Below are 13,240 nucleotides of genomic sequence, written 5' to 3'. Positions count from 1 at the left end.
ATAGTAAAGTTAATCAAATGAAGGTTAAGGAAAATGTAATATCACCAACGTTGATCTTTAAAATTCTGGCGATGCCGGCATTTTAAGAGAACGGGACTTTTCGAACGTCGAAAGCCGCGCTGAGCATATCTTTCGTTGCTTTGCGGGTAGTCCTTTCTGATAAAATATCGAACCTATTTTGAGAATTTGCCTATGCAGTCTATCCTTTTAAAAAACTAATTGATATAAGAAAATGAGCAAAAAAGCTAAATAGTTTTTGCAAAAGTAACTAACAAAAAGCCAGCACCTCTAAATTCTATCAATATTAAACATTATAAAAATGAATTTACGTGTCCCTATTTCATAGATATAGGCTTCTTGTGCCATAATAATTTCAAAAACCGCAAGTGAAATATTTTACCACCAAACGAATTTCTTAACAAAAGATATTGCCTATGTTTTTTGCAAAATTCATTTTTGCATAAAAACAATTATGAAAGCAGCTATTATTAATGATTTTGGCGAATTGCCGCAATACAAAGACTTTCCCGATCCTGTTGTCAATGAAGGTGAAACATTAGTGCATGTAAGAGCAAGCGTGCTGGAGAATTTTGACAAAGGCACGGCAAAGGGAACGCATTATTCCAGCAAGAAGCTTTTCCCGCAATTTCCCGCTATCGTTGGTACAGATGGTATTGGTGTTACCGAAGACGGCAGAACAGTTGGTTTTGGCAATATGAAACCTCCTTATGGCGCTTTTGCCGAGAAAGCTGCGGCAGGATATATTGTACCTGCGCCGGTTGATATTGACCCGGCGAAGGTTGCTGCTATTCCGCCATCTGTTCTCGCCTCTCTTTTACCGCTCAAATATTCCGCCAAACTTTTGCATGGCGAAACTGTACTGATAAATGGCGCTATCGGCGTTTCAGGCAGGATTGCCATACAAGTGGCAAAAATGCTGGGAGCAGGTAAGGTAATAGGCACCGGAAGAAATGAACAGTCGTTAGGGCTATTAACACAACTTGGAGCAGATATAATAATTGACCTGAAGCAGCCGGAGGATCGGTTGCAAAAAGTTTTTGAGCGGGAAAGCCGTAACATTGACGTTGTTATTGACTTCTTATGGGGACATCCGGCAGAAATATTGATCAATACATTTATTCCTAATGAGGCAGGCTTTGCTAAACGCAACATCAGATATATACAAATAGGCGAGATGGCGGGTTCTCACATTTCATTGCCTGGCTCTGCATTGCGCACATCTGGGTTACAAATGATGGGAGTGGGTAAGGTACCAATGGAAACTTTATTTGAAGAAGTAGAAAACGTGTATAACCTGATAAGGACCGACAAATTTTATATGGATATTGAGCGGGTGCCTTTATCAGAGATTGCATCAGCATGGCAGCAAACCGATACTGCCGGAAAAAGAATTGTAATTGTGCCTTAACTATTGATATAGCTTTACTTTACTTCTTATCCGGCTTAGTGAGACCGGTGTGATGCCGAGATAAGAAGCAATATAATGTTGCGGCACTCGTTTTATTATTTGTGGGTTTTCTTCGATAAGGTTCAGGTAGCGCTGAGTTGGTGTGTCCTTTATGAATGACAGGAATTGTTTCATGTAATGGAACTGCCGCTCGATAATGGCATCTAAATATGCTTTTCTGACTTCAGGTATTTCGTGCATTTCGCCTAGTATCCTATCCAGGTCGTGCTTGTGTATCCAGTGTACTACGCAAGGTTCAATTGTCTCGATAGTGAACAGGCTTGGTACATTTTTAATAAAACTCTCGGCTGATGTAACTACTTCGTTCTCAAAAACAAAATGGTAAGTAATATCCTTTCCGTTATTGTTGAACCATACTCTCATACACCCTTGCTCAACTATATATGCTCTTTTTGATATCTCACCCTCTTTCAGCAACACTGCTTTTGCTGGAACCTCTATACGATTATAATGGCTTACATACTCATCCCACTTGTCCTTATCAAGGGGTCCTCTTGCCTTTAATTCTTCAAAGAATTTGCTGAACATTTTGTTTCTGCTTTCATTTCTTGTGAGCTGTCAACTTGAGATCAAAAATACTAAAAAAAGATAATTACAATACAATATTGCTGTCAACCACAATGCTATCACTCATAATTATTGGTTTCATCATCGTTAAACTTTAATCACTATCGTCATTTACTACTCTATCTATGTTGTGATTTGCTTTCATTATTTCGTAGCTTGGGGGTCATAGATACCTAGAAAATATCAGTTCTAAATTAAATTACTGTTGTGATTTGCTTTCATTATTTCGTAGCTTGGGGGTCATAGATACCATGGCAGATGTGCCTGCCGAAAGCCTCGTTGTTGTGATTTGCTTTCATTATTTCGTAGCTTGGGGGTCATAGATACCATACTGGTGTTGGTAAAGCGCCAACGGATGTTGTGATTTGCTTTCATTATTTCGTAGCTTGGGGGTCATAGATACCGGTACGCCCGCCCTTTGCATCGCCTCGCGAGTTGTGATTTGCTTTCATTATTTCGTAGCTTGGGGGTCATAGATACCAATGGTGAGGATGGCTATGTGCCAAGGTCTGTTGTGATTTGCTTTCATTATTTCGTAGCTTGGGGGTCATAGATACCATATATGCATCCTGTTTCATAGTATCATTAGTTGTGATTTGCTTTCATTATTTCGTAGCTTGGGGGTCATAGATACCTCAGGAAAGAAGTATAGAAATTGCATAATGGTTGTGATTTGCTTTCATTATTTCGTAGCTTGGGGGTCATAGATACCCTGTACCTCAAGACCAACGAGTAGAGCAGAGTTGTGATTTGCTTTCATTATTTCGTAGCTTGGGGGTCATAGATACCTATCATTATACTTTGCCATGCACTATTTAGTTGTGATTTGCTTTCATTATTTCGTAGCTTGGGGGTCATAGATACCGTTCCCCGAAAAGAACTTTGGAGAGGATATGTTGTGATTTGCTTTCATTATTTCGTAGCTTGGGGGTCATAGATACCTAATGTAGCAATTACCACTTTACCTTTGCAGTTGTGATTTGCTTTCATTATTTCGTAGCTTGGGGGTCATAGATACCCTCTCAACTATCTTTTATGAATGAAACAAGTTGTGATTTGCTTTCATTATTTCGTAGCTTGGGGGTCATAGATACCCTATGCAACAGCGGCGTGATGACTCTATTAGTTGTGATTTGCTTTCATTATTTCGTAGCTTGGGGGTCATAGATACCCGCTTGCGCTTATATACGACGCGGTTTTTAGTTGTGATTTGCTTTCATTATTTCGTAGCTTGGGGGTCATAGATACCAGCCCGAGGCTGGGCCTGTATAAAAAAACAGTTGTGATTTGCTTTCATTATTTCGTAGCTTGGGGGTCATAGATACCGTCAGGCATTGCCGTGATAGCAACGTAGGTGTTGTGATTTGCTTTCATTATTTCGTAGCTTGGGGGTCATAGATACCAAAAAACAGTATCGGGGTCATATGCGAGTAGTTGTGATTTGCTTTCATTATTTCGTAGCTTGGGGGTCATAGATACCCCCGCAGCTCGCACAGGTGTACCACATTTCGGTTGTGATTTGCTTTCATTATTTCGTAGCTTGGGGGTCATAGATACCAGCGTAAGAAATGAAACCATACATACACCCGTTGTGATTTGCTTTCATTATTTCGTAGCTTGGGGGTCATAGATACCTTTATCCATCTTCATCACACCATTTATGTAGTTGTGATTTGCTTTCATTATTTCGTAGCTTGGGGGTCATAGATACCCTATTGGTATAGACATGGGCTGCGCTGGTGTTGTGATTTGCTTTCATTATTTCGTAGCTTGGGGGTCATAGATACCTAGCCCCGTGTGATGGGCTTTTGCCGTTTCGTTGTGATTTGCTTTCATTATTTCGTAGCTTGGGGGTCATAGATACCCCATCGGCACGGTGAAGCGGTACGAACTAGTTGTGATTTGCTTTCATTATTTCGTAGCTTGGGGGTCATAGATACCTGCTTTTGCAGGCGGGGCTGTGTCTTGTCCGTTGTGATTTGCTTTCATTATTTCGTAGCTTGGGGGTCATAGATACCGACTGCATCCTTAATCCCATGGTGATGTACGTTGTGATTTGCTTTCATTATTTCGTAGCTTGGGGGTCATAGATACCCCTCATACACCCATCTCGCAGGAACTATGCGTTGTGATTTGCTTTCATTATTTCGTAGCTTGGGGGTCATAGATACCAAGGGTGGACGGCGGCATTGTTAGCCAACCGTTGTGATTTGCTTTCATTATTTCGTAGCTTGGGGGTCATAGATACCCCGAGAACTATATTATTCAAGTGCCTGCCAGTTGTGATTTGCTTTCATTATTTCGTAGCTTGGGGGTCATAGATACCTCATCTATGGCAATAGCGGCACGCATTTGCGTTGTGATTTGCTTTCATTATTTCGTAGCTTGGGGGTCATAGATACCCCATCATGGAACGTGAACACACGGATAAGCGTTGTGATTTGCTTTCATTATTTCGTAGCTTGGGGGTCATAGATACCACAAAATAACGGGGTCGTACAAGTCCGCGGTTGTGATTTGCTTTCATTATTTCGTAGCTTGGGGGTCATAGATACCGAAACAATGGTTGCGTCATAAACCCCGTCTGTTGTGATTTGCTTTCATTATTTCGTAGCTTGGGGGTCATAGATACCTTGGTTTGAGCGCGCCAAATACGCCCGTCGTTGTGATTTGCTTTCATTATTTCGTAGCTTGGGGGTCATAGATACCCCCTAACGGCTTTATTCCCCTCGTTGTTCCGTTGTGATTTGCTTTCATTATTTCGTAGCTTGGGGGTCATAGATACCTGTGACTTTGAACTCCGCGAAGTCCTTTTTGTTGTGATTTGCTTTCATTATTTCGTAGCTTGGGGGTCATAGATACCGCCAGTATCGCTGGCCGTATCTCCGTTTTCGTTGTGATTTGCTTTCATTATTTCGTAGCTTGGGGGTCATAGATACCATTGCCGTTTTGCATGATCTTGCTATTTGGTTGTGATTTGCTTTCATTATTTCGTAGCTTGGGGGTCATAGATACCACAAGACGGCCTAGTTGGCCCAGGTAACAAGTTGTGATTTGCTTTCATTATTTCGTAGCTTGGGGGTCATAGATACCTCACTACTTTGGAGTAGCGTACCTCATACTGTTGTGATTTGCTTTCATTATTTCGTAGCTTGGGGGTCATAGATACCCAATGCGTGCATCTGCTAAAATATCATGGTGTTGTGATTTGCTTTCATTATTTCGTAGCTTGGGGGTCATAGATACCATTATGTAGTTCGTAACCTTTCAGGGAGGGGTTGTGATTTGCTTTCATTATTTCGTAGCTTGGGGGTCATAGATACCCGTTTCCCTATCTTCCGCGCCTATGTAATAGTTGTGATTTGCTTTCATTATTTCGTAGCTTGGGGGTCATAGATACCCAAGATATTTCCCAATCTCCGTCTCTTTGTGTTGTGATTTGCTTTCATTATTTCGTAGCTTGGGGGTCATAGATACCCTTCTCTCTGATAGGTTCAACATGATAGAGTTGTGATTTGCTTTCATTATTTCGTAGCTTGGGGGTCATAGATACCCGGTAGAGGCCGCTGGCCCAAATGTTGTTCGTTGTGATTTGCTTTCATTATTTCGTAGCTTGGGGGTCATAGATACCCTCAGTATTCTGCTGCGCTTGGCGGTGGTGTTGTGATTTGCTTTCATTATTTCGTAGCTTGGGGGTCATAGATACCTTGTGTGTCTTGGCATACTATAGTGTTTTTGTTGTGATTTGCTTTCATTATTTCGTAGCTTGGGGGTCATAGATACCCGTAGCATCGATGGGAGCGCCCAGGCTACCGTTGTGATTTGCTTTCATTATTTCGTAGCTTGGGGGTCATAGATACCCCCATGCAGCTTTTGTGCTGCTGCCTTTTCGTTGTGATTTGCTTTCATTATTTCGTAGCTTGGGGGTCATAGATACCTACACGTCTTCGTTATCGTGCTTGGGAGCAGTTGTGATTTGCTTTCATTATTTCGTAGCTTGGGGGTCATAGATACCCACAAAAAATAAACTACCGTCATGGCAATAGTTGTGATTTGCTTTCATTATTTCGTAGCTTGGGGGTCATAGATACCATAGCAAGAGCAGCAACGGGTATAGCCATAGTTGTGATTTGCTTTCATTATTTCGTAGCTTGGGGGTCATAGATACCAGACGCACATCCTGATACGTCGATATAATAGTTGTGATTTGCTTTCATTATTTCGTAGCTTGGGGGTCATAGATACCACATCTTGCGTGTACTCTTCAAAAGATACTGTTGTGATTTGCTTTCATTATTTCGTAGCTTGGGGGTCATAGATACCTTATATTCAGACGCAACGCAAACAGCAATAGTTGTGATTTGCTTTCATTATTTCGTAGCTTGGGGGTCATAGATACCCCGCCTCAAATGGGAAAGAAATGTTGACGGTTGTGATTTGCTTTCATTATTTCGTAGCTTGGGGGTCATAGATACCTGTACCTGCAATTATACTGCTTGCCATCCAGTTGTGATTTGCTTTCATTATTTCGTAGCTTGGGGGTCATAGATACCTTACCGGAGCGGGGCACCTGCCACAACGCAGTTGTGATTTGCTTTCATTATTTCGTAGCTTGGGGGTCATAGATACCTTAGGGATTGATGCAAAGCAGGTGATTACCGTTGTGATTTGCTTTCATTATTTCGTAGCTTGGGGGTCATAGATACCGAGAGGAATAAAGGGCGTTCAATATTGAAAGTTGTGATTTGCTTTCATTATTTCGTAGCTTGGGGGTCATAGATACCTCGTTTGGTTTTTAAATACGAGAGGAGTATGTTGTGATTTGCTTTCATTATTTCGTAGCTTGGGGGTCATAGATACCACGTGCGGGAACGTTACGGGGTCTTTGCGGGTTGTGATTTGCTTTCATTATTTCGTAGCTTGGGGGTCATAGATACCCATGAAGCTGGGCAACGTCAGAGGCGTGGGTTGTGATTTGCTTTCATTATTTCGTAGCTTGGGGGTCATAGATACCCGCGGGATGTGGTGGCCGTGCAGCCATATGGTTGTGATTTGCTTTCATTATTTCGTAGCTTGGGGGTCATAGATACCTTTCTGCCGAAAAGATTGTCGGGCATTTCGGTTGTGATTTGCTTTCATTATTTCGTAGCTTGGGGGTCATAGATACCACGGATAGCTACGATGGGCTACCAGAGCGGTTTTCAGCCCAATTTTAGGAATAAAAAAATGAGTTTTTGCTCATTTTTTTATTCCTATTCTAAAATAATTCTAATTGCTGAGGTGGGGCAACCAAGGGAGTAGGATCATGTCCCTGGAATATCTCCATCATGCCGAATTGCTTGTCTGTAATGCACATAATGCCGACATTTCCTTTGGGAGGAAGATGACTTTTTGTGCGTTTTATATGAACTTCTGCATTCTCCCTGCTGCTGCAATGGCGCATATAAATGCTAAATTGGAACATTTGGAACCCATCTGCAAGCATTTTTTTACGGAAAGTAGCATAATGTTTCCTGTCTTGCTTTGTTTCGGTCGGAAGATCAAAGAAAACAAGCACCCACATAATACGATATGCATTTAAACGGTCGAACATTGGTTATCACTAACGAGCTTTCCGTTTGTTGGTGCTTAGACAGACTTGTTTGATCTATTCAGTAGCCATTACCGGATATAATAGTTTTCTGGCATTTCCTTCGTAGCATCTTGCAAGACTTGCGGTTGTTTTCTCAACGGCGACCATTAACGGGCTTCGCTCTGTATCTTTTGCAGTTACCGACCGTGCGATCCTTACGTCCATAGCAGGAATGGCCAATAACTGTCCTTTAATTTCTTTGGTTAATTCCAGCGTCTCGCAGGTGCCGGAGAACTGGCAATGTTTTTCTGCAATTTCAAACACAACCTTATCAACGTATGGCCGATAAGGTTCCATAATATCATCAGCAAGACAATAAGCGTTATATTGATTACGATGATGTATGCCTAAAGTGGGAAGTAGTCCACTTCCTGTGAGGCACCGAGCAACAACTGCACGCAAAATGGCGTATCCATAATTCAATAGATCGTTGGGCGGGTCTCCATATCGATCCCTTGTGAATTGAGGAGCAAAGGCAAATATTCGCTTCCAATAATAATTTGCAGCTTGAGCCTCCATATTTTCACTATCGCCACTTTTTACATCTCTGGCAAGATTCAATAAGTATCGATCCGGTTCTCCGAATAAGCTGCCAGAATTCTTAACTAAGCTAAGTACGGCAGCCTGGTTTTGTATTTTGGCTACGATAGTTTGCTGCCACAATTGCTTTTTTAATGGTTCAGAAGCGTCGATCTGAGCTGCAAATATTCTGCTCTGTAAGGTATGTCCGTCAAGATTTAGCATCATGCCTGTTGGGTGATGCGTATTGTCACAAGTTATTATTGCGGTATTGTTCGCAAGTAGCTTTGTAACCAGGGCTTGAGAAATGGTTATCTGCTGATGGTCTAGGATTAAAAGCCCAATATCTTCTATTGGAGCTAAATGGGGCTTAGGCTTCACTATATCTTCGGTTCCTGCTGGCACAGGAAACTCTACTACCAATTGTTCGTTGGCAGTTCGGAGATATGCAGGATTGCCGAAGTAGAGTGTACGTTTGATCATGACTAGATTAATCTTCTCCTATTGAAACTATTTTTCCTAAATGGTCAAGACGAACTTTAATCATGCCTTTTATTCCATTAAGCCCTAACTGCGGCTTATACGCTACATTTTTCAATTCTTTTTTCTCATCAACGGTCGTTTCCAGGTGATGCCTAAAAAAATAATTCTTTGATGCTATTTTCTGAACTCTGAATAAATTAGGGCTAATTATTTTCCTATTTTTGGCTGCTAATAGATCTATCTCTGCGGGGTTAAAGCCAGTAGCGTCATTGGGAAATACAAAGTATTCATTTTGCTTCATCGTAAACAAGAATTGCCAGCCGATTCCCTGATTATACGATTTGTCAATTACGGATTCACCAGCATTCACGAGTTGAACAGCATCAAATAACGACACCACTCTTTCCTGCAGATTACCGTTTGCATCCTGATATATTGCTACATGATGATTATTGCCTGTGCTCACAAAAGAACTTGGTATTTTCTTCCCATTTAAATCTGTTAGTATTTTTCCAAAATGATCTTTTTTGTAATGCAGCGGCTGCGCATTGCTTATGCCGCTAATGGTGACACGCTTAATAGCGATGCCTTTTGCCTCATTAAGCCAGATAGGATTTTTGTCAAGATCACTAAAAGCTTTTTTAGGATCATTTTTATATTCCTCCAGCCGTTTCAGCAATATTCTTTTCACTCCTGTATCAAGCACTTTTTCTATAGATTTTACATCTTTAAAATTTTCAGGAGTGACATCTTTGCGAATCGAAAAGTCATCTACCAGCCATCTAAGCGTTACCTTTTCCGGCATTACTTTCTGCTTTTTATCATCCAGATATATCGGGTTAATGCTCAGACTATTTTTACCGCCGAACGCTTTCTTCGGATCTGCATCATTAGCAGATAATCTTTCTTGCAATAGCCGTTTGTACACCGGATTTGTCACCATATTTATAGTATCCTTATCAAATTTAATGCTCACCTTTTCCTCCTTGCTATCATAGTAGTAGTACTTACCGTAGATACTTTCCTTATGTAACTGGCCTCTAGGCGTGAGTTCATTTTTTATTTTCTCACCTGTTTGGGTTTTGATCTTATTCTTGTTTTTGGTAACGATCTTATTTTTTGCTTTATGGGAGACAAAAATATTTTCAAGTTGTTCCTTCGCTATTTCACGAAAATTAGGCATGGGTGCCTTAAACTTTCGTTTCCAATTACCGTTATCATCATAAACCTTGTCGGTTTCTTTTGTTTCTATATTAAGGATGACGCTGTGCAATTTATGATTCTCATTTTTACGAGCACTTAAATAGTTGAGGTACTGGATGTGTGCATGTTTGGTAAAAGCCACCGTTAACGCGTCCATTGCATGATGACGGTGATCGTTACGTTTGCTCCAGTCCTTTATGCGCTCTTTTCCGTTACCATCTTTTTTTGTCACAAACTCAGTAAGTCCTAATACACGGAACTTAGGTAGGTTTATTTCCTGCATAACATTAACCAGTCCCCAATCTTCGCGCAGCTTTGCAGTAATGGAGCCAGAGGTGCTGACAACGCTTCTACATACGTTCAACAGCATATTTTTTGCTTTTCTGGCAATGTATTGGCTTTCCCGCAAGTCTCGTTCTATAAATCCATCCCCAATCTCACTCATGCGTTTTTGCAACTTCTGGAATTTGGCCTTACTAATACCTTCTTCTTTACCCTTCTTTCCCAGTTCGAATAGAGACATTATACGGCTTATAAACTCTTCAGTTCCCTTTTCGCCAAATTTGTTCGCAATGTAGTCGTAGGCTGTGTTATTGCCTTTTTCTTGATTATTGGTCCTGAAGACTACCGTTTTGTTTGAAAAGCTATCGTCGAACAGACTCATTTGTGGTATAATATGATCTACATCTATATTAGGGGTAAATAGTATGTCTCGTGGAATATAAGTATTTGTGTAAAGATCTTTGTAGCCGTTGTTCTTTAATTCTTCATACAGCTTATAGCGAATAATGTCGTTACGACTTGGATTGGTGATGCCGAATTCTGTTTGCAATATTTTTTCAATTTTTTCATGTCGCTGTTTATCTGCATTAATATTGGCCAACATTTCAGCGCGCTCTGTCGCATTCTTTTTTAAGTCGCGTGCAAGTTCTATACGAATCTCATCAAAATGAAAGTTCTCTGGTAATCCCTGCAATTGGCGCTGTGCATTTTCATCGTCTATTAACGTGTTCACAACATTCACCATCTGGTTAAGGATTTTTTCCACCACCGGGCTTCTCAGTTCATTCTTTTTCAGTAAACATAGGCGCGGTTTTAACTGGCGTGTAGCGATCTCCTCTTTTGTCAATGATGATGCAGAATGCCTGTAGCCTGCCGCAGAGCAGGCTTTATCGTATGTTAACTCTTTAATAAACGGATAGATTTTACGCATAGCCTTACTACTAAGGTTGCTATAGTCATCACTAAGCACAATATCTGCCAATATTTGTCCATGCTCCTTTTTAAATCCAAACTTTGTTTGCAGCAGATCATACAATTTTTCATTACCACTTGGAGAATTATCGCCTTCGTACGAATACAACAGATGCCATAACTGGTACGATGCTTGCTGTTCAAATACTTTGCCTTCTAATTCCGCATCGAAATCAAGGATACGCACATCAATGCCTATTGTTTCAAAAATGGATCTCACCATATCGGTAATTACCGACACTTGTTTTTCAATTGTAGTAACATCAATATCGTCGCTATCCGCTATTTTAAAAAGATCTTCATCATATCCTTCAAGTGACAATATTTTTAGGTATGCGTTATACAAGGCCCTACCGGTTCTATTACCCTCGAGAGTATTATAGTTAGCCTCCCAGTTCCCCGGTTTATCCACTAACATTTTCATTGCAGCGGTTGCACTTAAATTGCCCTTTACATTTAATTCGGCAAACAATCGCATTTTCGCATCGAGATCTAGGATAAAGATTTCCTTTGTCTTCTTATTTTTAAGTTGAAGATTATTTAATAACTGCCATATTTTTAATTCTTGGAACAGTGGTGACGACTTTGGCGCAACCCGCAGACCAGTCCGCACCATTTTCCTTTTCCCATCCTTTTCCTGTTCTATCTCTTTACTTTCAAATTCACAGAAGCTGATCAGTTCTTTCTGAGACTTCAATTTTCGTTGGTAAAAAATGATAATGTCGCGAATCTCTGTTTTCAGTTCATCGGTAAGTTGCGGATAATATTGCGCCTGTGTTTGCCATATGCGCTCAAACTCATCCATATAGTCCTGACGGTAGAATACTTGCCCTTTAAGACGGGTGTGAGGACTTTTTTCGAGTTGCCTATATAAATACTGACCAACGGTTTCCTGGTTAAAAAACAGTTCTTTACTACGGTCGCTAATAGCTCCAAGATAACCGCTCGACTTGTTGAGATCATTATTGATCTCCATAATAACATATGCTGTCTCCTCACGGCTCAATTGTTCTTTAGGAGCTTTGCTTCGCCAAGTATATGCTTGCAATCTTTTTTCATCACGCGTGCCTTTGTTTTCTGCGGTGTTGAAATTGTACTTACTCCAAAAGGAAGCAGACGTTGCTCGCTGGCCTTTCCCTTCAATATATTTCCTGAACTCATCAGTTAAGATGTTGGGGTGAATTTTTTGTTGAAATTTCCATACTTTATCTAACTCTGCATTAAGGTCTGATCGGTAAAAATCCGGCAGGTGCTTTTTGCCTTCTTTTAATAACTGATAGCCCAATTGGCCGGGAGTAAGTTGCTCCTCATAGAGTCTTCTCGCTATAGCCATACCATCAATTATTTGGCCTTCATCTACATTTTTAGCCTTACGACTACTCTTATAACCGCGTTTCTTGTTAATTGCCAGTAATACTCTAACAAATGCGTCCAGTGGAATTTGGCGGGACGCAGCCAACGCCCTATACTGCCATGTAGCATGAGTCGAGCTTTTTCCATCTTCGGCCAAAATGGTATTATCATCTATTAGTCCACGGTTTTTCAACACTTCAATCAAATTATTACGGCGGAGTTGATAACGGTCGAGGTTCCGGCGCATACCACGTTTAAGCGTGCGTTCTGCGTTTACATTTATAGGCTTACCCTTTTCAAAATTTATTTGTTCGTCAGTTGTTAGCGAAATTATCCGTACTCCGATTTTATCCACCGTAGATTGTTCACTTTCAACTTCAGCCTCTGTAACTGATGCATATCCGATAGAAGTAGTACCTAGATCTAAACCTAAAATACGTTTCATGTTAATGTTTTTCGTAAAATTAAAATATTATCTTCAAATAATTGCTACCAATCTATTTTTTATTTAAGTTTGTTGTGCAGAGTTCTTCTAACAGTAGGAAAATAGATTTTCACTCTATTAATATGTGGTGCAATTCCCATGCTCTGTCTATTATTTTTTTACATATTGTCAATTTTATGGCTAGCCTGATTGGTAGGTTGTGATTTACTTTCACTATCTTTACGATGAAAGCAAATCACAGTAAGGATTATTCCGTTGTGAAAACATTTAGTTGCCCTCGACTATTAACGGGGGC

At 40.6% G+C, this 13,240-nt stretch carries 5 protein-coding genes and 1 CRISPR repeat array; of the genes, 1 reads left to right on the top strand and 4 read right to left on the bottom strand.

From position 1 onward, the window contains the following. Positions 1-472: 472 nt before the first annotated feature. Positions 473-1,429 (top strand): quinone oxidoreductase family protein, encoded by a 957-nt coding sequence (locus ABD843_RS03825; protein WP_345078760.1) that lies wholly within the window; start codon positions 473-475, stop codon positions 1,427-1,429. On the opposite strand, the gene ABD843_RS03820 is transcribed toward ABD843_RS03825, so the two are convergent. The 4 genes from ABD843_RS03820 to cas9 form a co-directional block, all read right to left on the bottom strand. After that, positions 1,430-2,017: a Crp/Fnr family transcriptional regulator gene (locus ABD843_RS03820; protein WP_345078757.1), complete on the bottom strand. Its 588-nt coding sequence runs from the start codon at positions 2,015-2,017 to the stop codon at positions 1,430-1,432. Positions 2,018-2,183: 166 nt separating this feature from the next. Then, positions 2,184-7,224: direct repeats of the CRISPR family, unit length 47 nt; unit sequence GTTGTGATTTGCTTTCATTATTTCGTAGCTTGGGGGTCATAGATACC. 89 nt (positions 7,225-7,313) lie between these two features. Further along, complete coding sequence (gene cas2 / locus ABD843_RS03815) at positions 7,314-7,649, bottom strand: CRISPR-associated endonuclease Cas2 (RefSeq protein ID WP_345078754.1); 336 nt, start codon at positions 7,647-7,649, stop codon at positions 7,314-7,316. A 54-nt stretch (positions 7,650-7,703) separates the two neighbouring features. After that, a complete protein-coding gene (gene cas1 / locus ABD843_RS03810; RefSeq protein ID WP_345078751.1) occupies positions 7,704-8,690 on the bottom strand; it encodes a type II CRISPR-associated endonuclease Cas1 in 987 nt (328 codons plus the stop codon). A 7-nt stretch (positions 8,691-8,697) separates the two neighbouring features. Beyond that, complete coding sequence (gene cas9 / locus ABD843_RS03805; protein ID WP_345078749.1) at positions 8,698-12,945, bottom strand: type II CRISPR RNA-guided endonuclease Cas9; 4,248 nt, start codon at positions 12,943-12,945, stop codon at positions 8,698-8,700. Positions 12,946-13,240: the final 295 nt, after the last annotated feature.

Origin of the sequence: Nemorincola caseinilytica (assembly GCF_039540515.1) — a bacterium.
GTDB lineage: Bacteria > Bacteroidota > Bacteroidia > Chitinophagales > Chitinophagaceae > Nemorincola > Nemorincola caseinilytica.
Note: the sequence above shows the minus strand (reverse complement) of the source record. Positions and strands in the feature narration are given on the sequence as shown.

Bases quoted from the DNA above. Each gene is read 5' to 3' on its own strand.
- cas9 (WP_345078749.1), bottom strand. From the start codon at position 12,945: ATGAAACGTATTTTAGGTTTAGATCTAGGTACTACTTCTATCGGATAT.
- cas2 (WP_345078754.1), bottom strand. From the start codon at position 7,649: ATGTTCGACCGTTTAAATGCATATCGTATTATGTGGGTGCTTGTTTTC.
- ABD843_RS03825 (WP_345078760.1), top strand. From the start codon at position 473: ATGAAAGCAGCTATTATTAATGATTTTGGCGAATTGCCGCAATACAAA.
- ABD843_RS03820 (WP_345078757.1), bottom strand. From the start codon at position 2,017: ATGTTCAGCAAATTCTTTGAAGAATTAAAGGCAAGAGGACCCCTTGAT.
- cas1 (WP_345078751.1), bottom strand. From the start codon at position 8,690: ATGATCAAACGTACACTCTACTTCGGCAATCCTGCATATCTCCGAACT.